The sequence below is a fragment of the Gordonia sp. CPCC 205333 genome, from assembly GCF_048537885.1.
GTDB lineage: Bacteria > Actinomycetota > Actinomycetes > Mycobacteriales > Mycobacteriaceae > Gordonia.
This window is the reverse complement of record NZ_JBCLVI010000005.1, coordinates 446,537-468,156: the sequence shown is the minus strand read 5'-3', so window position 1 is coordinate 468,156 and position 21,620 is coordinate 446,537. Positions and strand designations below refer to the sequence as shown.

Sequence of the window (21,620 nt, the reverse complement as noted above, 5' to 3'; positions counted from 1 at the left end):
GGGTGGAGGCGACTTGAGATCAAGCGTTGTTGCGGTGTGTTTGTCGATGGTGATGGCTGTGTTGGTGTCGGGCTGTGGCGACGATTCCGGGGAAGCCGAACCTGCGACGGAGGAGGTTCCGTCGCACACTGGTCCGTTCTTCGCCACGTGCGGGGGTGTCCAACTCGACGAGGTCGCTTCGGCGTCGGGGTTCGTCGGGCTTCGATTGGCCGAGCGCACCACATCGGACTGCGAATGGGTTGACTCCGGTTATGCGGGCATCTCGTTCAACTGGTATCGGGGGTCGCCGATCGACCGGGAACGCGGCGGCATTCAATTGAGCAAGGATTCGATAGAAGAGATCGAGATCAAGGGTTACCCAGGATTCATCGCGAAGAATTCGCATGTGTGTGAAACTGCCATCGGATTCGGTCGCGACTTCATCGAATGGTCAGCCGCACGGCAAGATGGCGGTGTCAACAACATTCCCGTGCAGAAACTGTGTCAGGCCGTTCGCGAGTTGGCCACCCTGTCGATTGAGCGGGCGCGATGATGAAATCCTTGGCAGCTAGATGTGCTCTGGTGATTGTGGGATTCTTCGTCTTGGCATCGATCCTGGCGGCTTGCGGAAATGCTGAGCGGCAGGCGGCCGCAGGGGCATCGAATGATGCGCAAGCTGGGTGGGTTGACACCGACAAATACGACTTGTTCGACCGCGAGTGCGAGATGCTCACCACTGAGCAAATGGGCGAGGCAATCGGCCAGACGATCATCGGCGACAGTTTCACCGGCCCGATCTGCCGATGGTCGGCCACCGGCGATGTGTGGGTGACATTCAACTGGTTCGAGTGGAACACGATGGCGCGCGAGAAGGATGTTGCCCGCCGGCTCGGCTATACGACGGAGACTCGAAAGATCAACAGCGCGACCGTATTTACTCAACGTGACCCGCAACGGCCGGGAACCTGCGGTGTGACCGCCAAAGCGTCCGGACGCGGAATCTATACCTGGTTCGTGAATCAACCAGTGGCAGTGGGGGATCCGTGCGATGCTCCGCTCAAACTGATGGAACTTGTGTTGAAGGCGAGTGCGTAGCGAACAGGCACCGGACACCGCGACTGCTGCTACCGTAACAACGACGTTGGCTATGCCGAATATCCGCCGTTATCGGGTTCGCGATGAGTTGGAGTTGATTGTGCGGTCAGGGGTTTCGATAGTCGTCGTGCTAATCGCGGCACTGTTAGTTATCACCGCCTGCGCCGACGATGCCGCCGACGACGCCCAAACAACCACCGCGACTCCGACGGTTACTGGTCCGTCGTTCCGGGCGTGCGGCGGCGTCGACCTGGACGAGGTTGCGACTCAAACCGGTTTCAGCGGTGTGCGGCTAGTCGCCGAGACGACGGCGGAGTGTCAGTGGGTGGCAGGCAATTCGGCGCGCGTCTCTTTCAACTGGTATCGCGGCTCGCCAATCGATCGGGAGCGGGGAGGCGTCGAGCGGACAAAAGACTTCATCCAGGACGTCGAGATCGCGGGGCATACCGGATTCATCGCGTGGCAAGGATCGGTCTGCGAGACCGGCATTGGCTTCGACGCGGATTTCATCGAGTGGAGTGCGCGGATGGACGAGACAGGCGCCAACAACGTCGGGATCGAGAAAGTGTGTCACGCAGTGCGTGAATTGGCACGGATTTCGATTGAGCGCGCCAAATGAGGTGCACGCGGGAACTGGTGGCGGTTGTGGCCGGTGCAATGGTGGCGCTCACCGCCTGCGGTGGGTCCACGACAGACGGTCCCGACGTTGCCGCCTCATCGAATCCGAGTCGTCAGGCGCGGGTGGACACCGACAAGTTCGAGCGACTGAGCCTTGAGTGCGAATTACTGACAATCGAGCAGATCGCCGAGACCGTGGGTGCGCCGATCAAGGACAACGAATTCACCGGGCCGATCTGCCGGTGGGAAGCCGCCGGCGATGTGTGGGTCAGTTTTCACTGGTTCGAGTGGAACACGATTCGGCGGGAGAAGTCGGTTGCCACCGCACTGGGCTACACGACCGAGACCATCAAGATCGGTGGCACCACCGGCTTCACCCAGGTGAAGGGTCGTCGGCCGGATACGTGCGGTGTGACCGCCAAATCGCCGGGCCGGGGGGTCTACACCTGGTTTGTGAATCGCCCGGTTGGCGGGGGAGATCCGTGCGCAGCGCCGAAGAAACTGATGGAGTTGTCGCTGGAATTGAGCGCGTAGCGACGGGAACCGGGTGATGGGTGCACCATCGCCTCCTTAAACTCACGCTGAGCGATTTTGTTGACCACTTCGGTCGCCCGGTGATGTCCTGAAGCCGCATGCGACGACGTCTCGTCGCGTAACGAGAATCATCAAACCTGTAGTGCCGCAGCATATTTGGCTCTCCTCGCACGGTGGAGGGCTGATTTGTCGTGTCGCGTGAAGGAGAGGGACACCATGACAACCGAACGCGTCGCCGACGAAGTTGAATTCGCCTACTGGGTACCCAATGTGAGTGGTGGCCTTGTCACCAGCGACATTGAGCAGCGCACCAGCTGGGACTACGAATACAACAAGAAGCTCGCGCAGACCGCCGAGAACAACGGCTTCACCTACGCGCTCTCTCAGGTGCGCTACGAGGCCAGCTACGGCGCGGAATTCCAGCACGAGTCGACGAGTTTCAGTCTGGCGCTACTGCTGGCCACCGAGCGTTTGAAGGTCATCGCCGCCGTACACCCGGGCCTGTGGCAGCCGGCTGTACTGGCAAAACTGGGCGCGACCGCCGACATCCTCTCCGGTGGCCGGTTCGCGGTCAACGTGGTGAGCGGCTGGTTCAAGGACGAGTTCACCCACCTGGGAGAGCCCTGGCTCGAACACGACGAGCGGTACCGTCGCAGCGCCGAATTCCTACAGGTGCTGCGCAAGATCTGGACCGAAGACGACGTCGACTTCCGCGGCGACTTCTATCGCATCCACGATTTCACCCTCAAGCCCAAACCGCTCAACACTCCCGAGCGGCCCAACCCGGAAATCTTCCAGGGCGGAAACTCGCAGGCCGCTCGACGTAACGGCGGTCGTCATGCCGACTGGTACTTCTCGAACGGCAAGGACTACGACGGCGTCACCGAACAGATCGTTGATGTTCGTGCCGAGGCTCAGGCCAACAATCGCGAGGTGAAGTTCGGCTTGAACGGCTTCATCATCGCCCGCGATACCGAAAAAGAAGCCCGCGACACCCTTCGTGAAATCATCGAGAAGGCGAATCGTCCTGCGGTGGAAGGGTTCCGGGACGCGGTGCAGCAGGCGGGCAGCTCGACGTCGAGCAAGCAGGGCATGTGGGCCGACTCCAGCTTCGAGGACCTGGTGCAGTACAACGACGGGTTCCGCACGCAGCTCATCGGCACTCCTGAGCAGATCGCCGAGCGGATCGCCAACTATCGGCGCCGCGGCGTCGACCTCATTCTGGGTGGCTTCTTGCACTTCCAGGAAGAGATCGAATACTTCGGCGCGAAAGTGCTCCCGCTGGTTCGCGAGATCGAGGCCGCCGAGCGCCAGAAGGATCAGATTTTGGTCGGGGTGTGAGAAGTTTCTCACCCAAACTGTGAGGTAGGCCCCGTTTGGTCTGTCGTGGCAACGCGTTAAAGTAGGGAGGACCCATAGGCCTTACCCGCCGGTAAGTTGCCTGAACCCGACGCAGGAGGTCGACGAAGACCCATGACAAACATTGTCGTACTGATCAAGCAGGTTCCCGACACCGGGTCGGAACGCAAGCTCAATGACTCGGACTTCACCCTCGATCGCGAGATCGACCCGGTGATCTGCGAGATCACCGAGAAGGCCGTCGAAGAAGCCCTGCAGATCAAGGAGGCCAACGGCGGCGAAGTGACCGTGTTGACCGCCGGACCCGACAAGGCAACCGACGCGATTCGCAAGGCGCTGTCAATGGGTGCGGACAAGGCGATCCACATCAACGACGAGCTGCTCCACGGCTCCGACGCCGTGCAGACCGCCTATGTGCTGGCTGCTGCGCTGGGGACCGTCGAAGGTGTCGAGCTGGTCATCGCGGGCAACGAGGCTTCGGACGGTCGAGTCGGCGCGGTGCCGGCGATGATCGCCGAGTACGTCGAACTCCCGCACCTCACCTCGCTGCGCAAGGTCACTGTCGACGGCGACAAGATCACCGGCGAGCGTGAGACCGACGAAGGCATCACCACCGTCGAGGGCGCTCTCCCGGCGATTGTGAGTGTGAACGAGAAGATCAACGAACCGCGTTTCCCCTCCTTCAAGGGCATCATGGCTGCGAAGAAGAAGGAGATCGAGGTTCTGACGCTGGCAGACCTGGGCATCGAGGCAGACGTCGTCGGCCTGGCGAATGCGGGCAGCAAGGTCACCGCGGTGACCCCCAAGCCGGCCAAGCAGGCCGGTGAGCGTGTGGTCGACGAGGGCGACGGCGGCACCAAGGTTGCCGAGTTCCTGGTCGGACAGAAGATCATCTAACTCAACCATCGATCCCGGGCGGCGGGCCTATCAGTAGCGGACCCCGCACCGGGCCGATCGCGTTCGAAGACACTCACACCACATATTCCAGGAGAGAAACCATGGCAGAAGTACTCGTGCTCGTAGAGCAGGATGCCGAAGGTGGACTGAAGAAGGTCACCGCAGAACTCATCACCGCGGCTCGTGCGCTTGGCGAGCCGTCGGCCGTCGTCATCGGCAAGTCCGGTTCGGCCGACGCCGTCATCGCCGGACTTACCGAAGCCGGCGCCGAAAAGATCTATGTCGCGGAGTCCGATGAGAACACCGCTTATCTGTTGAGCCCGCAGGTCGACGTCCTGTCGTCCATCGCGGAGACCGCCGCGCCGGCAGGCATCCTGCTGGCCGCCGGTTCGGACGGCAAGGAGATCGCTGGTCGCCTCGCCGTGCGCCTCGGTGGCGGCGTTCTCGCCGACGTCATCGAGGTCAAGCCGGGTGGAGCCGTCCACTCGATCTTCGGTGGCGCATACACCGTCGACGCCGAGGTAACCGGAACCGTCATCGCGACGGTCCGTCCGGGTGCCATTGAAGCAGCTCCGGCCGCCGGCGCGGGTACCCGCGTTGACGTCGAGGTTCCCGCTCCGGCCGAGAACGCCGTGAAGGTTCTCTCGGTTGAGCCGAATGTCGGCGGCGATCGTCCCGAACTCACCGAGGCGTCGATCGTCGTCTCCGGTGGTCGTGGCGTGGGCTCGGCCGAGAAGTTCTCGGTCGTTGAAGAGCTCGCTGATTCGCTCGGTGCCGCAGTCGGCGCATCGCGTGCGGCTGTCGACTCGGGCTATTACCCGGGCCAGTTCCAGGTCGGTCAGACCGGTAAGACCGTGTCGCCACAGCTGTACATCGCCCTGGGCATTTCCGGCGCGATCCAGCACCGCGCGGGTATGCAGACCTCGAAGACCATCGTGGCCGTCAACAAGGACGAGGAAGCCCCGATCTTCGAGATCAGTGACTACGGCATCGTCGGCGACCTGTTCAACGTCGCACCGCAGTTGACCGAAGCGATCAACAAGCGCAAGTAGGCTCACAAGTCTGTTCAACTCGATGACCCCCGGCGGTAAGCCGGGGGTCATCGTGTTTTTCACCGCAGGTTGAGGCATGTTCACGCGCCGACCCCCGACACGACAGTCGGCGGTTGCGGTGTGGTCTCCTGCCATCGCTTTCATTCAAATCATGACTGGTAGCAGCGCAAATACGATCATTACCGGTGATCGACGCCGCACGATTCTGGCCGGGGGCGGCTACGTCCTCGACATTTCCAATAATCCCGACGACATTGTCGACGCTCAACGCCTGCGTTACGACGTGTTCGCCGCAGAGCCGGGTTTCTCCGATCAGATCGGCGATGCGAGCACTGGCCTCGACGCCGATCGCTTCGACGAGTTCTGCGACCATCTGCTGGCCCGTGACGAGCAGACCGGCGCGTTGGTCGGCTGTAGCCGACTCCTGCCGCCGCCGGGCGCGATCGCCGCCGGCGGGTGGTATTCGGCAGATGAATTCGATCTGAGCGAACTCGACGTCATCCGGTCGCAGACCGTCGAGATGGGGCGGGCGTGTGTCGCGGGCGATCAGCGTAGCGGTTCGGTTACCGCGCTGATGTGGGCCGCGATCCTCGACTATCTGACCCAAACTGACTACCGATATCTGATGGGCTGTGTGTCGGTGCCGCTCGACGGTGCTGCGGTCCGAGGCCGCGGACTGCGTAACAGCCGCGGCGTCGACCTGCGCGGAATTCGCGACACACTCGCGGCCGATCACGCGGCGCCCTGGCGGGTTCGCCCACTGCGACGGCCCGTTGTGGACGGGACGCCGCTCGACGATATCGATCCACCGACGAAGGTGATCGTTCCGCCGCTGATGCGCGGCTACCTTCGACTGGGCGCCAAGGTGTGTGGCGATCCAGCCATCGACGACATCTTCGACGTCGGCGACTTCCTTACCGTCCTCGATAGCGACGCTGGTGTCTCGCGATACCGGGAACGATTGCAGGACACCGTTTCTCGCCTGTCGGCCGAGGGAGTGGCATGACTACCGCGACGGAACATCGACACGCGTGGTTTCCAGCCAGCCCGTGTGATGCGAGTTGTGTCCGCGCCCAAGCGGCTGGTGTCGGTCGGCTCCGGATGACGCTGCGGGTATGCGCACTGCTGCTCGTCGTCGGATACCTCGTGCTGACGGTGGTGTTCGTCCTGCCGACGCCACGTGTGGTTCGACGTCGATATTTGCGGTCGGTGGCACGAATGCTGCTGGGCGCGATGGGAATTCATATCGTCATTGATGATCGGCGACCGTTCCCGGCCCACGCGCGTGGGTTGATCGTCGCCAATCACGTGTCCTTCCTGGACGTACTGGCGATTGCCTCGGTGAGTCCGGCGCATTTTGTGGCTAAGTCCGATGTGATGGAGATGGGCGCCGTCTCAGCACTTGCTCGCGCCCTGGGAGTTATCCCCGTCGATCGCGGTTCGCTGCGCAAGCTCCCCAGCTCGGTCGATACCGTGGTCGAGGCGCTGCACCGGGATAAGTGTGCCGCCGTATTCGCGGAGGGGACCACGTGGTGTGGACGCAGCTCGGGCCGCTTTCGGCCGGCGTTCTTCCAGGCCGCGATCGACGCGGGCGTACCAGTGTTGCCGATGACCCTGGAATATACCGATATCGACGGAAAAGTTTGTACCGCACCTGCTTTCATTGGTGACGACGAGGTCGACGACACAATGGGCCGAGTCCTCGCGCAACGCTCGATGACGGTGACCGTCGTAGTGCACGAGTTGCAATTACCGGTGCCGGACCGCCGATATCTCGCCACTCGCTGTGAAGAGCTGGTATTTGGGATACGTCCCGATGAGCTGGGGCCCATCGTCGTCGCCGATCCCGAGCGGCCCTATGTGCACGCACTGGCCGGATAGTTCCAGTGATTACAGCTCCAGGCGGGGCAGTCCTTTGTGAGCATCTGCGATTTCGAAGAACTCCGCGCGCGTCATTGCGGCCCGCCTGGCGATCGTCGATGCCGGAAAGGAGTGCAGCGCGGCGTTGTAGCGCGACACATTCCCGTTGTAGAGGCGCCGAGCCGCGGCGATACGGTCCTCGGTATCCCGAAGATTTGTGATGACCGCGCTGTAGTGGTCGGAGGACCGCAACTGCGGATACGCCTCGGCGACCGTACGCAATTGCGCTACCGCGGTGGACAATTCATTTTCCTGACGAGTCTCGTCGGCAATCACATGGTCGCTCAGTTCGGCCAACGCATGTGCCGGATCGGCGGATACCCCGGCTCCGGTACGCAGTGCCACCAGATTGGCCAGTGTCTGTGCCTCGTGTGCCGCGTAAGCCTTGGCAACGGCGACGAGTTGCGGGATCAGATCCCAGCGACGCGCCAGTTCGATGTCGACGTTGCGCCATGATTCCGCGACGGTCGTTTGCATCGACACCAGGCGATTGCGTGCCCGGATCGGCCAGGTTCCTACCGTAATCAGCACGACGACGGCAATCGCTACGTAAATCCAGATCATTGGCCGTACTCCTGCCAGACGTAAGGTGAAATGCCCTCGGCAACAATGCGTAACGCAGAATACATCCGAGTGATATCGGTACCGCGCGTGCCGCTGATGCTGATTGCGACAAGTTCATTGCCGACGATCGCGATCCGGGTGGTGGCGGTTAGGGGTAGGTCGAGCGCAAGCAATCGGTCCATTGTCACCGGGGTGATCGCTGCCTTCGCGAAGGTCGGGTCAGGGCAGGTCACCGACCAGTACGTGTTGAAGTCGATTGATTCAAAAGCGACAGTGGAGCCAGCTTCGGTGCTGATCGTCGGACCAATGGTCAACGGAGGCAACGCTTTCGGCAATTTCAAAGCGAAAACGTTCCGGTAGTGAGTCGAGACCTGGAGCCAATTGTTGTTCACCCAGGTGTAAAAGATGTACCACGCGGGAAATGCGCCGACCTGCCCGATCATTCCGGTGCGGACCTTCTTGCGTCGTGCCCTGGCGATCGTGAATGGCGCGATCGGCAGTGCGGGGATTGCCCACCCCGGCTTATCGCGGACAGCGAATCCGTGAGCGCTCGACCACCTCGACAATTCCTTCTTGCGCAGAAGGCGAACTATCACCCCGGCCGGCACGAAGGCGAGGAACGGGGTAGCGACCGCGACGGTGATACTTGGCAGCAAGAAGCCCAGCAGCGGCCAGTAAAGGACCTGCACCACCACGAGAACCACGAAGGTGACCAGAGTCAGCCAATTGAGCACCGACGGCCGGGGGATATGCGACCGATAAGGCGCAGGATCGTCGAAGGTCGGAACTGGCACGGACGTACTGTAGCCGCAGCGTCGACCACCGTCATTCGGGTGAACGGCAGTCGGCTATCGACCACAGGAATTTGTTAGGCACCCATGCGCGTTTATCCTTGACACGACCATGTCTCCATCCAGCCGCGCCACCGTCTACCTCGACAATGCTGCGTCGCAGGCCATGTTGCCCGCCGCCATCGAGGCGATGCTGCCTGTCCTGAGTCAGGCGGGTAACGCCTCGTCGCTACACGGGGCGGGTAGACGGGCCCGCCGCCTTCTCGAAGAATCGCGCGAGACGATCGCTGCGGCGCTCGGCGCCCGCCCGTCGGAGGTGTTGTTCACCTCGGGCGGAACCGAGGCCGACAATCTCGCGGTCAAGGGCATTTTCTGGGCCCGCCACCGAGCTGATCCGCGACGTCGCCGTATCGTCATTTCGGCGATCGAACATCACGCGATACTCGACGCCGCCGAGTGGCTGGTGGCCGCACACGACGCCGAGTTGGTTCTGCTGCCAGTAGACAGCGAAGGGTTCGTCAACCCGGAGGATCTGCGCCGAGAGTTGGCCGAGCACGCCGAGCACACCGCGCTGGTTTCAGTTATGTGGGCCAACAATGAGGTCGGCACCGTCGAACCGATCGCCGAATTGGCGACCATCGGAGCGGAGTTTGGCGTACCGGTGCATTCCGACGCCGTGCAGGCCGTCGGCCACCTACCCGTCGACTTCGCCGCGAGCGGTCTCTCGGCGATGAGTGTCGCCGCGCACAAGTTCGGCGGGCCGCAGGGCGTCGGGGTGCTGCTGATCGGCCGTGATGTCGCGTGTGTACCGCTCACCCACGGTGGTGGGCACGAGCGCGATCTGCGCTCGGGTACTCAGAACGTCGCGGGAGCAGTCGGGATGGCAGCGGCGCTGCGGCATAGCATCGAGCATCTGACCGAAGCCGCGGCGTCGACGTCGGCACTGGCCGATCGACTCACCGAAATCGTGCTGGCCTATCCCGGCACGCGCCGCAATGGGCCGTCCGACGCTCGGCGGCTTCCCGGAATCGTGCACGTGTCCTTCGACCGGTGCGAAGGCGACTCGCTGCTCATGCTGCTCGACGCCCGCGGTGTCGAGTGTTCGACCGGCTCGGCGTGTACCGCCGGGGTTGCACAGGCCAGTCACGTGCTGCTGGCGATGGGATTGTCGATGGATATCGCACGCGGATCGCTGCGGTTTAGCCTCGCGCCGACGACGACAGCCGATGACATCGCCGTGGTCGCTGACGTTCTCGGTCCAATCATCGACCGCGCTCGCGCTGCGGGGCTGGTCAGTTCAGGAAAACGCGCCGCGGTAGCCCCCGCGTCGGCGCTCGTAGCCCAGGGAGGTAGCCGCACATGAGAGTTCTCGCAGCGATGAGCGGCGGTGTTGACTCCGCGGTCGCCGCCGCGCGGGCCGTCGACGCCGGACACGAGGTTGTCGGTGTTCACCTCGCGTTGTCGACCGCGCCGGGGGCCTTGCGCACCGGTTCACGCGGATGTTGTTCGCGGGAGGACGCCGATGACGCGCGACGCGCGGCTGACGTGTTGGGTATCCCGTTCTACGTCTGGGATTTCGCCGACCGCTTCAAAGAAGACGTGATCGACGATTTCGTCGCGGCCTATGCCGCCGGAGAGACGCCTAACCCGTGCCTGTCCTGCAACGAGAAGATCAAGTTCTCGGCATTAGCCGAGAAGGCGATGGCGCTGGGATTCGACGCGTTGGCGACCGGTCACTACGCACGACTGGCCGACGGTGAGCTGCGTCGCGCCGTAGACGACGACAAGGATCAGTCCTATGTGCTCGCGGTGCTGACTGCCGAGCAGTTGTCGCGTGCGATGTTCCCGGTCGGTGATTCCCCCAAAGGCGACATTCGCGCGGAGGCAGCCGAACGTGGTTTGTCGGTGGCAAATAAGCCCGATTCGCATGACATCTGCTTCATTCCGACTGGTGATACCCGCGCATTTTTGGGCGCCAAGATCGGTATCCGGCCGGGCGCCGTCGTCGACGCCGATAGCGGTGCCAAGCTCGCCGATCACGAAGGCGTGCACGGTTTCACGATCGGGCAGCGCAAGGGACTTGGCATCGAAGTGCCGGCCGGCGATGGTAAGCCCCGGTATGTCACCGGAATCGATGCCGAATCGGGCGTTGTGACCGTCGGCTCGGCGGAACACCTCCAGGTATCGTCAATCGTTGCCACGCATGCGATTTGGACGTCGGGGCAGATTCCGACGGGACCCTTCGAATGTGTTGTGCAGGTGCGCGCACACGGTGGGCTCGCCTCGGCGTCCGCCGCTCCGATTTCCGTAGGTGACGAGCCCGGTATCGAGATCACGCTGCATGAGCCGCTGACTGGCGTTGCCAAAGGCCAAGCGGCGGTGCTGTATTCGCTCGACCGTGAGGCCGGTGACCTGGTTCTCGGCTCCGGGCGGATCGCATCAACCGTCAGTACACCGCAGGTAGCCCTCGCCCAGTGAGCACCATCCCGTCCGGTATTGGCACGGGACTGGGCTCGATGCCCGGTACGGACCCCCGTGCAGTTGCGAAACTCGTTGCCGGTGAACTTGATTGGGGATTCCTCGCCGAGCTGCCCGCACGCGGCGTCGGAGCCGACTTGATCGGACGAACCGCGGCGGTTCTGGTGGATATTGCGCTCGATACCGCGCGGGTGTCACCGGGGGAACGGACCACCTATCGAATCGCCGGACGTCCGGGACGACTCGTGAGTCGTGCCCGCGGATATCTCGACGCCGATCTCGATGCCGCCGAAGAGGTCTTCGAACGCTCCGGTCTGCGCGGTGACGGCCGGACTTTCACGGTAACTCTTTGTGGTCCATATACTTTCGCAGCGAATGTCGAACTTGCGTCCGGGCATAAGGTGCTTCACGACCGCGGCGCCGTGCGTGATGTCGCCGAGTCGATGGCAGAAGGGCTGGCCGGCCTGGTCGCCGACGTCGAGCGCCGCCTCGGCTGCGATGCTGTTGTGCAACTTGATGAGCCGATGGTCGGAGCCGTGCTGGACGGTCGGATCAGGCCGCTGACCCGACTTGACGTCATGCCCGAGGTGAGCGCCGACGGGGCGGCCCAGTTGCTCGAAGCAATGGCAACTCGAATCGGGCGACCGATCGTGATGCACAGTTGCGCCGCACCCCGGTGGGATCTCATCGATCTGCTCTCGAATTTTGCTGTCTCGCTGGATATTTCCCTGCTCGACGATACGCAGTTCGATCGATTCGGAAGTTTCGTCGATCGCGGCGGCCGCGTCGTTGCGGGGATTATCCCGACGACCCGTTCGGAGCGGGGGATCAGCGCGGATCAGGTCAGTGCGCGTCTGGCGGATTTCATCGACCGCATCGGGTTGCCGCGCACCGTGTTGGCGGAGCGGATCGCGGTGTCGCCGACGTGTGGTCTGGCCGGCGCGGACGAGCAGTGGGCAGCGCGGGCGCTGAGTGTCGCGGCAAAGGTCGGGCAGTTGTGCGGCGAGGATCCGCAGGCGCTCTGAGGCGGGCTCCGGTTGGAGGCTGCGCGGTCAGGCCTGGTGAGGGACATGTCACCTCGGTGGTGGTGTGCACGCAGAGTTCAGCCGCGCCAGCGTCACTGTCCTTGCGCATCCAACTGTGCGATCGCCCGCTTCGGTGCGATCTGCCGGTAGCTGGCGTCGAGTAATTCGCCGACCTCGGTCCAGTCGGTGTCGTCGTCCAGGATTAATCCGATCCAACCGTACGCGCCGACATACGCCGGTAGATAGAATCGCGAATCGGCCAGTAGCGCTTCACGTTCGGCGGGGTCGGCGATGAACAGGATCGATTGATCGTGCCGGACTTTGGTACCTTTCTCGCCGCCGCCGTAGTTGCCGAACATCTTGCCGCAGCGGAAAGTCGGGCGACCGTGCGCGACCACTTCGGTGGCGTCGGGAAAGGCAAGCGCGACGGTCCGAACCGCTGCCAGAACGGGATCGTCGTCGTCAAACATGATCGGGTGCGGCATGGGATGAGCCTAATGCGTCCGCTCGCCGTTCACGCTGGATGTCGAGACGTCGACTACGGTGACCCGACCTTGGATGTCCTAGGACTGCGTTAGGCTTTGCGGCGTGGCAGAGGTGAGTGCGCAGGCGCGTGAAGAGTGGTCCAAGCTGGCCGATGAGGTCCGCGACCATCAGTTTCGTTATTACGTCAAGGACGCGCCGGTCATCACCGACGGCGAGTTCGACAAGCTGCTGCGTCAGCTCCAGGCGCTCGAAGACGCCAATCCCGGTCTGGCGAGCGCTGATTCGCCCACCAAACTCGTTGGCGGCGGATTCTCGACCGCGTTCACCTCGGTCGACCACCTCGAACGGATGATGTCACTCGACAACGTATTCGACGAGGACGAGATGCGGGCGTGGGTCACCAGAACGCAGGAGTCAGCGGGATCGTCGATCGAATTCCTCTGTGAACTGAAGATCGACGGCGTCGCACTTAATCTCGTCTATGAGGACGGCGTCCTGGTTCGCGGCGCCACCCGCGGCGACGGTCGAACCGGCGAAGATGTGACGCTCAATGCGCGGACCATCGACGACATTCCGCATCGACTCACTCCCAGCAAGACCTACCCGGTCCCGGCAGTTCTCGAAGTGCGCGGCGAGGTGTTCTTCCGGTTGGAGGATTTCGAGGCGCTCAATGCCTCATTGGTCGCAGATGGAAAAGCTCCATTCGCCAATCCGCGCAATTCGGCCGCCGGATCCCTGCGCCAGAAGAATCCGCAGATCACCGCCAAACGCCGTCTCGGCATGATCTGTCACGGTATCGGGCATACCGAAGGATGGCGACCCGCGTCGCTGCACGACGCCTATCTGGCATTGGGACAGTGGGGCCTTCCGGTATCCACTCACACGTCCAAAGCAGTTGGCGCCGAAGAGATCTTGGCGAAAGTCGCCTACTGGGGCGAGCATCGTCACGACGTCGAACATGAGATTGACGGGCTCGTCGTCAAAGTCGACGACGTCACCGTTCAACGTCGTCTCGGTTCTACGTCGCGCGCACCCCGATGGGCGATCGCCTACAAATACCCGCCCGAGGAAGCGACCACCAAATTGCTCGACATCAAGGTCGGCGTCGGACGGACCGGTCGCGTCACGCCGTTCGCTTTCATGGAGCCGGTGCTGGTTGCCGGTTCGACGGTTTCCCGCGCGACGCTGCATAACGCTTCCGAAGTTGAGCGCAAGGGCGTGTGGATCGGCGATACGGTTACCATCCGCAAGGCGGGCGACGTGATTCCCGAGGTATTGGGGCCCGTTGTCGAACTGCGCGATGATTCGGCATACCCCTTCGTGATGCCGACCCACTGCCCGGAATGCGGGGCCGAACTGCGGCCCGAGAAGGATAGCGACGCCGATATCCGCTGCCCCAACCAGGAGGCCTGTCCCGCTCAGCTGCGGGAACGACTATTCCACCTCGCCGGGCGAGGCTCGTTCGATATCGAGGCCCTGGGCTACGAGGCCGCGACCGCACTGCTCTCGGGCGGTGTCATCACCAACGAAGGCGACCTATTCTCGCTGACCGCCGACGACCTTGCCAAGACTGAACTATTCACGACGAAGGCCGGCGCGCTCTCGGCAAACGGTAATCGACTCCTGGCAAATCTCGATGGCGCGAAGAAGGTTCCCCTCTGGCGAGTCCTCGTCGGTCTTTCGATCAGGCATGTCGGGCCAACCGCAGCCCGGGCCCTGGCAACTGAATTCGGCTCGTTGGAGGCTATCGAGTCGGCCGATGAGGAGCGGTTGGCTTCGACCGATGGCGTCGGTCCGACATTGGCCAAGAGTGTGATCGATTGGTTCGCCGTCGACTGGCATCGCGAGATAGTCGAGAAGTGGCGTGCGGCAGGTGTTTCCATGGTCGACGAACGCGACCAGTCAATCGAGCGAACACTGGAGGGTAAGTCAATCGTCGTCACCGGGTCGCTTGTCGACTTCTCGCGTGATGGCGCCAAGGAGGCGATTCTGGTGCGCGGCGGTAAGGCGTCGGGGTCGGTGTCGAAGAAGACCGACTATGTGGTGGTCGGCGACTCGCCGGGAAGTAAGGCGGAAAAGGCTGAGTCGTTGGGCGTTCCCGTGATCGACGAGGATGCGTTCAAGCGTCTGCTGGAGACTGGAGCTCCGTAACGGGCTGCGTGCTCAACAGGATGTTGCGTGCGCTGGAAACAGTGTGCGGCAACCACAATCCCTGTACTGGTACGAGCGGCGGTGCGACGAAGTCAATCACCGCGACCTCGCCCGACATCGCCCAGCCGGCCTCGTCGGTCACAAACGCACACGCGTCCGGGTGATAGATGACCGCGCTCGTCGGTGGTGCGCCCTGGACCCGGCTGACCGTCAGTGTGGGATCGAAACCTGCACGGCGGCAATGGGATACCAGATAGTCGGTGTAGAAAGAATGGCGTTCCGGTGCCCATACGACGATCGGACGGTCGGCGAGTTCGGCAATATCCACTACTTCCCGGCCTGCCCACTCATGGGCGGCGTTCACCGCCAGCCGCAGCGGTTGATAGGTGATGATCGCCGACGCCAGGCTGTCCGGCGTTGCAACCCCGCGGCGCAGGACCAGATCCACATCACCGTCGAGGAGCATCGGCTCCAACCGCGAGGGATATAGCTGGCGGAGGGTGACCGACAGGTCGGGCAGTCGTCGAATCACTGGCTCGACGAGCCGGTACACCTCGTTACTGGACAGAGCCGGTGAGTGACCGATGGTGAATTCCTCAGTCCGAGCGTCGGCGACTCGTCGGACAGCGGTGACCATCTGGTCGGCTCCGGACAGGAGAGGCAAGGCGCGCTCGTAGAGTTCCCGTCCGGCAGAGGTCAGTTCCAACTTGCGCCGCGAGCGGTCGAATAGCTCGACGCCGAACTCGCGCTCGAGGCTGCGGATGCCCACCGAGAGGGCCTGCTGCGTGATGAAGTTCTGCTCCGCGGCGACCGCGAGTGACGGCGCCGACGCGGCGGCGACGAACTGCTCAAGTTTGCGGAGATCGAGTCTCGGTGACGACATATACAAACAGTAGTTGATAAATGTCCAAATCATATCGATGGTTGTTTGATTAAACTGAATCTATCGTCGATGTTGTGACTAACACAGTGAAACCACTTGCCGGAAAGACCGCACTCGTTGCCGCAGGCGCGAAGAACCTCGGCGGTCTGATCAGTACGCAACTTGCCGACCTCGGAGCCGACGTCGTCATCCACTACAACAGTGATGGCTCAGCAGATGGCGCGCGCGAAACCGCCGCCGCCGTCGAAGCGGCAGGTGCCAAAGCGATTGTCTTCCAAGCTGATCTGACGAAGCCAGCCAATGTCGCCGCGCTATTCGACGCGGCGATTGATGCCTTCGGTGCGGTCGATATCGCGATAAACACCGTTGGCAAGGTGCTGCGTAAGCCGATCGTCGAGACCACCGAGGACGAATACGACTCGATGTTCGACATCAACGCCAAGGCTGCCTACTTCTTCCTGGCCGAATCAGGACGTCGACTCAATGACAATGGCGCCGTGGTCACCATCGTGACGTCGCTGCTGGCCGCGTTCACCGACGGCTACTCCACTTATGCCGGTGCGAAGAGCCCGGTGGAACACTTCACCCGCGCGGCATCGAAAGAGTTTGCGGCGCGGGGCATCTCGGTAAACAACGTCGCGCCGGGACCGATGGATACACCATTCTTCTACGGCCAGGAGACACCCGAACGCGTCGAGTTCCACAAGTCGCAGGCGATGGGTGGCAGACTGACGCTGATTACCGACATCGCGCCAATCGTGACCTTCCTGGTCACCGAGGGGCAGTGGATCACCGGGCAAACCCTGTTTGCCAACGGTGGTTACACGACTCGCTGATTAGCCGAACCGTCAACTCTTCGAACCGCCAACGAAAGGTTCTATCGTGACCACACCGATTCCGGCTCCAGTCGCAGCATTGCTCGACGCCACCAACGCGGGCGACCTCGACCGCTTTCTTGACTCCTTCACTCCCGACGGCGCAGTGGATGACTGGGGCCGGGTGTTCGCCGGTCGCGACGCGATCAAGGGCTGGAGCGACAATGAGTACATCGGCAAGAATATGACTCTCGCGGTCACGTCAGCCGAGCCGATCTCAGGAGGCGTCACCGTGATCGCCACGGTCGGTGGCGACGGCTTCAACGGGCCGTCGACATTCACCTTCACCGTTGACGGCGACAAGGTGTCGCGGATGGAGATCCGGGAGTAGGACCTAGCTTTTGCTCGACAGGACGGTTGACACGATTCCGGTGAGATAGCCAAGACGCGCGATCTCCGACGGCCGGAAGTCAGGTCCGCCCATACGGCCGAGCAGCAAGGCCTTACGGCCGTCGCCCAGTGGGGCGGCGGCCATTCGGGTATCCATGTCTTGCCACGGCCCGGGGACCCATTCGGCGTCGGAGTCTAGCTGCACAGGTCGTCGCAGTGGGAGCCAATCTGCCTGGGAGAGCTGCGTTTCGGGAGCGCCGGAACTCCCGAAGAGCTGGACCGCGCCGGTCGGGCCCGTGGTGAGCACAGTGGCCCACGACACGCGCAGCACGCGTGGTGCTTCATCGACGAGGACCTGCAGCCGCCTGGTCGACGCCGCGGTTGCCACGTGATCGACCAACTCCAACTCGCGGTGGGTATCGAGGATGCCGTCGTAGGGGCGGATGGAATCGACGCGCACACCGGTGACCTTCTCCGCCGCGGTGATCAACGCGTCGGGCAATGAGCCGGGCGACAGATCAACCACGATGTCATCGACGGCGTACCCCTCACCGCGTTCGACGACCTCCAGCGATGCGATATCCGCGCCGACCGAACCGAGTGCGACCGCGAGCATGCCGAGGCTACCGGGACGGTCTTCGAGGTACACGCGCAGGAGAAAAGCCACGTGGGGCATTCTCTCACCGCACGCGGCCCGGCGCTCATCCGAGGGCAGCGACAGCGGGTGAAGTGCGGTCATTGCCCGGTGGCTGGCAGGCGCGGTGTGGTGCGTTCGGCAGGGCTGTGACGATGCTGGCCCGCGACGCCGATAGGCTGATGGGCAAGGACTTGCATCAACGTGAAGGGGACGATCTCTACGATGTCCGCAGATTCTCAAGGCGCGAAGCCGACCATTTCGCGTGACGAGGTGGCCCACCTAGCCAAGTTGTCGCGTTTGGCGCTGAGCGACGACGAACTCGATCATTATGCGACACAGCTCGATTCGATCCTCGCGCATGTGGCCCAGGTAGCGGAGGTGGCCGCCGACGACGTTCCGCCGACCGCCCATCCAGTGCCGCTGGCCAATGTGTTGCGCCCCGATGTCGTCGCGCCGTCGCTGACTCCGGAGCAGGCACTGTCCGGTGCGCCCGCCGTCGAACAAGATCGATTCGCCGTTCCGCAGATCCTCGGGGAGGAATAGTGGCAGACCCACGCAGCACAACTGAGATCACCGGTCTGACCGCGGCCGAGCTGGCCGGCAAGATCGCCGCCCGCGAGCTCTCGTCGGTCGAGGTCACGCAGGCACATTTGGACCGGATCACCGAGATCGATGATTCCCTCGGGGCCTTCCTGCACGTCACCGGGGCGCAGGCGCTCGTCGCCGCGAAGGCCGCCGACGACGCCATCGCGGCCGGTGAGCCGACATCCGCGTTGGCCGGTGTGCCAATCGCACTCAAAGATGTGTTCACCACCACCGATGCGCCGACCACATGTGGATCGAAGATCCTCGAAGGCTGGGTGCCCCCATACGACGCCGCGGTAACCGAGCGGTTGCGTGCGGCCGGACTGCCGATCCTCGGCAAGACCAATATGGACGAATTCGCGATGGGCTCATCGACGGAGAACTCGGCCTATCAGGTAACCCGCAACCCCTGGGATACCGACCGGATCCCGGGTGGTTCTGGCGGTGGTAGCGCCGCCGCATTGGCGTCGTATCAGGCGCCTCTCGCTATCGGGACCGACACCGGCGGTTCCATCCGTCAGCCCGCCGCGGTCACCGCGACTGTCGGCGTGAAGCCGACCTACGGCACGGTCTCTCGATATGGACTGGTCGCATGCGCGTCCTCGCTGGACCAGGGCGGGCCGTGCGGGCGCACGGTGCTCGACACCGCATTGCTGCACGAGGTCATCGCCGGGCACGACCCGCGCGACTCGACGTCGGTCAATGTCGCCGTGCCGGACGTCGTCGCTGCGGCGAAAGCCGGTGCCTCCCAGGACCTTTCCGGTGTGAAGGTCGGCGTCGTCAAAGAACTCCAGGGCGAGGGTTACCAGTCCGGTGTACTTGACTCATTCAACGCTGCCGTCGCGACGTTGACCGAGCGCGGCGCCGAAGTGGTCGAGGTCTCGTGTCCGCACTTCTCATACGCATTGGGTGCCTACTATCTGATTCTGCCGTCCGAGGTGTCGAGCAATCTCGCACGTTTCGACGCGATGCGCTACGGGCTGCGGGTGGGCGACGATGGTTCACATAGTGCCGACGAAGTCATGGCGTTGACTCGCGAGGCGGGATTCGGTCCAGAAGTCAAGCGGCGCATCATGATCGGAACGTACGCGCTGTCGTCTGGATATTACGACGCCTACTATGGTCAGGCGCAAAAGGTCCGCACGCTCATCGCTCGCGACTTCGCCACAGCCTACGAGCAGGTCGATGTACTGGTGTCGCCGACGACGCCGACCACCGCCTTCAAACTGGGCGAGAAGGTCGACGATCCACTGGCCATGTACCTCTTTGACCTGTGCACCCTACCGGTGAACCTGGCGGGTGTCGCGGCGATGTCGGTGCCGTCTGGGCTGTCCGACGACGGGCTGCCGGTCGGGCTGCAGATCATGGCGCCCGCTCTGGCCGACGATCGGCTGTATCGAGTGGGCGCGGCGTATGAGGCGGCGCGCGGACCGATCGGTTAAACGTCGTCACGTCGGTTGAGCTCAGCTGGTGGTCCCTTGTTCCAGTCCGTAGCGATGTCCGGTGCCGGCGGGAACATCAAGTGCGCCAAGCAGGTCTACCGATGTCTGGAGAAAGCTGACGATCGGTAGCCAGGGTGTCCGATGGCTGTGCCGTCCGATGATAGCGGTGTCGTCGGTCATCCGCGCCGGTCGCCACAGCAGGTTTGGCGACCACTGGGCGACCGGGTCGGAGGCATTCGCGAGTACTGTGCGACCGGCTGCGCGACGGGGAATCGAATCACCGGGCACCCCGATCTCGATGGTCTGGGCGACGTCGATGCCGTGTTCGGCCGCCCACACCCGCGCGACGTCGGCGCCGAGTGCGCCCAGGCTCTGGCCGTACAGCACCAACTTCGGGCGGTTGTCAGGCTCGACGTCGCGCATCGCTGAGTCCACTTCGGCGACGAGGGCGATCGCCGCCCGGCCCGCGGCGTCGCGATCGGATATGAACGCCCGCCAGGACGGCACGTCGGCATACTGCAATCCGAGTACGGGTACATCGTTGCCGAGGCGAATGCGGAACCCGTCCACTGCGGCAGTGTCGATCCAGCCGGACCCGGTGGGTACCGCGACGACCACGGCACGTCGGGTCAGGCCGCCCTCGACAACCCACCGCGAGACGACATCGTGCGCGCGCTGCTCAATTGGTCGACCGGAGTCCAGTGCGCCGAAGAATGCTACTTCGGCGCCCGTGGTTCCGCTCGCGGCCTGCGGCGTCGCGCCCGCGAGGCCGGGTGACAGGTAGCCGACGACGATTGTGCCGACCAGCGCGAGTGTCCATGCGACGAGTCTCGGCCACAGCGCGATCACCCCGAAAGTCACGACTGCGGGCAGTCCGGCCAGAACGGCCCACACTGGACCGGTGCTCGCGACCCCCAACGCATCTCGCAGCGACGCCTGCCACCACGCGGCGCCGCCGACAATCACACCGAACACTCCAGCGGCGATGACAAGCGTCCACCGTCGAGCCCTGGCCGAACCCCCGTCGATGGTGCGCGCGATCAGCAGCCCGACAAAGGTGCCCAGTCCGACGCACGCCGCGACGACGACACCGGCAAGCAGGCCGCCGCGCGGCAATTGGCCCGGATAGAAGCCGATGGCCGCACCGATCAGCGCGCCGAGCGACGTGCTGACTGCCGGGGTTTTCACCGTTGCCCCAGAAGAGATTCGACGCCGCGCTGACCAAGACCGACGACGATGTCTATCGTCGTCTCGCCGGTTGCGGGCGCACCGTCGTGTTGACGCCACGTATTCAGACCCAGCGCGACCTGCGCGAAATGCGCCGACGCCGTGCACGTCGGATCGGTACAACTCGCAGACATCCGATCGATCAGCATGGAATCGAGTGCGGTTCGGGCCCAGGCGCCGAGCGGCTTTCCGGATCGATCCGCATAGCGCAACAGGTCGTAGCCCAGGTCGTGGGTGCGGCACAGCGGCTCGAATCGGCCGGGCAATGGCACCGGGGATGAGCATGAGCCAGAGGGGTTGGCCGGAAACCGTCCGTCGGCCACCTGCTCGATGACCGGTTGATACCCCATCGTCGTCGCGAAGGAAGGTGGCAGATGACCCAGAGCGCTCGATGGGTCGGAACCGGTCAGTGCGGCGACCGTGGCCGCCGCCGCGGCGTCCTCGACATGCGGCGGCACCGAGGAATGAGCAGTGCCCGGGGAGACCAGCGCGAGTGCCGCGACTGAGAGCAATGCCATCGTAAAAATGGCTTGCTGCAATAACTTTCGGAGTCGTGTTGACGTCATGACACAGACGCTATGAGCGCTGGGCACTGGGCGGCATTGGACTACAGTGCTGACTGGGCTTGCCTTGATGGTGCGATGCGGTGGCGGCGAGTCGGCCCTGCGGGGGAGAAGAATCTCGCTCGCAAG

At 63.3% G+C, this 21,620-nt stretch carries 24 protein-coding genes; 17 read left to right on the top strand and 7 right to left on the bottom strand.

The window, feature by feature from the left end; all coding sequences use genetic code 11:
• Positions 1-13: 13 nt before the first annotated feature.
• The 9 genes from AAFP29_RS20070 to AAFP29_RS20030 all read left to right on the top strand — a co-directional run bounded on the left by AAFP29_RS20070 (position 14) and on the right by AAFP29_RS20030 (position 7,415).
• Positions 14-532 carry a DUF3558 domain-containing protein gene (locus AAFP29_RS20070; RefSeq protein ID WP_419219161.1) on the top strand — a complete coding sequence of 173 codons (519 nt, stop codon included), beginning with the start codon at positions 14-16 and terminating at the stop codon, positions 530-532.
• Positions 533-561: 29 nt separating this feature from the next.
• Complete coding sequence (locus tag AAFP29_RS20065) at positions 562-1,074, top strand: DUF3558 domain-containing protein (protein WP_419219160.1); 513 nt, start codon at positions 562-564, stop codon at positions 1,072-1,074.
• Positions 1,067-1,693, top strand: a complete 627-nt coding sequence (locus tag AAFP29_RS20060) for a DUF3558 domain-containing protein (RefSeq protein ID WP_419219159.1) — start codon at positions 1,067-1,069, stop codon at positions 1,691-1,693. Before AAFP29_RS20065 ends, AAFP29_RS20060 begins: the two co-directional genes overlap by 8 nt.
• A gap of 17 nt (positions 1,694-1,710) precedes the next feature.
• Positions 1,711-2,226 carry a DUF3558 domain-containing protein gene (locus tag AAFP29_RS20055; protein WP_419219158.1) on the top strand — a complete coding sequence of 172 codons (516 nt, stop codon included), beginning with the start codon at positions 1,711-1,713 and terminating at the stop codon, positions 2,224-2,226.
• A gap of 216 nt (positions 2,227-2,442) precedes the next feature.
• Positions 2,443-3,567, top strand: coding sequence for a dimethylsulfone monooxygenase SfnG (gene sfnG, locus AAFP29_RS20050; protein WP_419219157.1), 1,125 nt, complete (start codon positions 2,443-2,445; stop codon positions 3,565-3,567).
• Positions 3,568-3,699: 132 nt separating this feature from the next.
• The gene (locus tag AAFP29_RS20045) at positions 3,700-4,482 is read left to right on the top strand and encodes an electron transfer flavoprotein subunit beta/FixA family protein (RefSeq protein ID WP_419219156.1); all 783 of its coding nucleotides are present in this window, start codon (positions 3,700-3,702) and stop codon (positions 4,480-4,482) included.
• Positions 4,483-4,583: 101 nt separating this feature from the next.
• Positions 4,584-5,534, top strand: coding sequence for an electron transfer flavoprotein subunit alpha/FixB family protein (locus AAFP29_RS20040; RefSeq protein ID WP_419219155.1), 951 nt, complete (start codon positions 4,584-4,586; stop codon positions 5,532-5,534).
• A 76-nt stretch (positions 5,535-5,610) separates the two neighbouring features.
• Entirely contained in the window at positions 5,611-6,540 is a 930-nt protein-coding gene (locus AAFP29_RS20035) for a GNAT family N-acetyltransferase (RefSeq protein WP_419219154.1), read from the top strand.
• Positions 6,537-7,415, top strand: a complete 879-nt coding sequence (locus tag AAFP29_RS20030; protein WP_419219153.1) for a lysophospholipid acyltransferase family protein — start codon at positions 6,537-6,539, stop codon at positions 7,413-7,415. The genes AAFP29_RS20035 and AAFP29_RS20030 overlap by 4 nt, the downstream gene beginning before the upstream one ends.
• Before the next feature lie 9 nt (positions 7,416-7,424).
• On the opposite strand, the gene AAFP29_RS20025 is transcribed toward AAFP29_RS20030, so the two are convergent.
• Positions 7,425-8,018: a LemA family protein gene (locus AAFP29_RS20025; protein ID WP_419219152.1), complete on the bottom strand. Its 594-nt coding sequence runs from the start codon at positions 8,016-8,018 to the stop codon at positions 7,425-7,427.
• Positions 8,015-8,812: a DUF3137 domain-containing protein gene (locus AAFP29_RS20020; RefSeq protein ID WP_419219151.1), complete on the bottom strand. Its 798-nt coding sequence runs from the start codon at positions 8,810-8,812 to the stop codon at positions 8,015-8,017. Before AAFP29_RS20020 ends, AAFP29_RS20025 begins: the two co-directional genes overlap by 4 nt.
• A 109-nt stretch (positions 8,813-8,921) precedes the next feature.
• Between AAFP29_RS20020 and AAFP29_RS20015 the strand changes: the two genes are divergently transcribed.
• Genes AAFP29_RS20015 through AAFP29_RS20005 form a run of 3 tightly spaced genes read left to right on the top strand, consistent with a single transcriptional unit; the run spans position 8,922 to position 12,312 of the window.
• Positions 8,922-10,172 carry a cysteine desulfurase family protein gene (locus AAFP29_RS20015; protein WP_419219150.1) on the top strand — a complete coding sequence of 417 codons (1,251 nt, stop codon included), beginning with the start codon at positions 8,922-8,924 and terminating at the stop codon, positions 10,170-10,172.
• Positions 10,169-11,287, top strand: a complete 1,119-nt coding sequence (gene mnmA, locus AAFP29_RS20010; protein ID WP_419219149.1) for a tRNA 2-thiouridine(34) synthase MnmA — start codon at positions 10,169-10,171, stop codon at positions 11,285-11,287. Before AAFP29_RS20015 ends, mnmA begins: the two co-directional genes overlap by 4 nt.
• Entirely contained in the window at positions 11,284-12,312 is a 1,029-nt protein-coding gene (locus AAFP29_RS20005; protein WP_419219148.1) for a vitamin-B12 independent methionine synthase, read from the top strand. The genes mnmA and AAFP29_RS20005 overlap by 4 nt, the downstream gene beginning before the upstream one ends.
• 92 nt (positions 12,313-12,404) lie before the next feature.
• On the opposite strand, the gene AAFP29_RS20000 is transcribed toward AAFP29_RS20005, so the two are convergent.
• On the bottom strand, positions 12,405-12,797 hold the full coding sequence (locus tag AAFP29_RS20000) for an MmcQ/YjbR family DNA-binding protein (protein WP_419219147.1): 393 nt from the start codon (positions 12,795-12,797) through the stop codon (positions 12,405-12,407).
• Between the two features lie 103 nt (positions 12,798-12,900).
• On the opposite strand from AAFP29_RS20000, the gene ligA reads away from it, so the two are divergent.
• Positions 12,901-14,949 (top strand): NAD-dependent DNA ligase LigA, encoded by a 2,049-nt coding sequence (gene ligA, locus AAFP29_RS19995; protein WP_419219146.1) that lies wholly within the window; start codon positions 12,901-12,903, stop codon positions 14,947-14,949.
• Here ligA and AAFP29_RS19990 read toward each other — a convergent pair.
• On the bottom strand, positions 14,918-15,832 hold the full coding sequence (locus tag AAFP29_RS19990) for a LysR family transcriptional regulator (protein ID WP_419219145.1): 915 nt from the start codon (positions 15,830-15,832) through the stop codon (positions 14,918-14,920). The genes ligA and AAFP29_RS19990 overlap by 32 nt on opposite strands.
• 86 nt (positions 15,833-15,918) lie before the next feature.
• Here AAFP29_RS19990 and AAFP29_RS19985 point away from each other — a divergent pair, with 86 nt between their 5' ends.
• Together AAFP29_RS19985 and AAFP29_RS19980 are read left to right on the top strand one after the other, a co-directional pair.
• Positions 15,919-16,668, top strand: coding sequence for an SDR family oxidoreductase (locus AAFP29_RS19985; RefSeq protein WP_419219420.1), 750 nt, complete (start codon positions 15,919-15,921; stop codon positions 16,666-16,668).
• Between the two features lie 46 nt (positions 16,669-16,714).
• On the top strand, positions 16,715-17,038 hold the full coding sequence (locus AAFP29_RS19980) for a nuclear transport factor 2 family protein (protein ID WP_419219144.1): 324 nt from the start codon (positions 16,715-16,717) through the stop codon (positions 17,036-17,038).
• 3 nt (positions 17,039-17,041) lie between these two features.
• On the opposite strand, the gene AAFP29_RS19975 is transcribed toward AAFP29_RS19980, so the two are convergent.
• Positions 17,042-17,713 carry an amino acid-binding protein gene (locus AAFP29_RS19975; protein WP_419219419.1) on the bottom strand — a complete coding sequence of 224 codons (672 nt, stop codon included), beginning with the start codon at positions 17,711-17,713 and terminating at the stop codon, positions 17,042-17,044.
• 183 nt (positions 17,714-17,896) lie between these two features.
• Here AAFP29_RS19975 and gatC point away from each other — a divergent pair, with 183 nt between their 5' ends.
• Both gatC and gatA read left to right on the top strand, forming a co-directional pair.
• Positions 17,897-18,217: an Asp-tRNA(Asn)/Glu-tRNA(Gln) amidotransferase subunit GatC gene (gene gatC, locus AAFP29_RS19970; RefSeq protein ID WP_007320115.1), complete on the top strand. Its 321-nt coding sequence runs from the start codon at positions 17,897-17,899 to the stop codon at positions 18,215-18,217.
• Positions 18,217-19,701, top strand: coding sequence for an Asp-tRNA(Asn)/Glu-tRNA(Gln) amidotransferase subunit GatA (gatA, locus tag AAFP29_RS19965; protein ID WP_419219143.1), 1,485 nt, complete (start codon positions 18,217-18,219; stop codon positions 19,699-19,701). Before gatC ends, gatA begins: the two co-directional genes overlap by 1 nt.
• Before the next feature lie 21 nt (positions 19,702-19,722).
• Here the strand turns inward: gatA and AAFP29_RS19960 are convergent, their stop codons facing one another.
• A complete protein-coding gene (locus AAFP29_RS19960) occupies positions 19,723-20,889 on the bottom strand; it encodes an alpha/beta-hydrolase family protein (protein WP_419219142.1) in 1,167 nt (388 codons plus the stop codon).
• A complete protein-coding gene (locus tag AAFP29_RS19955) occupies positions 20,886-21,494 on the bottom strand; it encodes a hypothetical protein (protein WP_419219141.1) in 609 nt (202 codons plus the stop codon). The genes AAFP29_RS19960 and AAFP29_RS19955 overlap by 4 nt, the downstream gene beginning before the upstream one ends.
• Between the last annotated feature and the right edge of the window lie 126 nt (positions 21,495-21,620).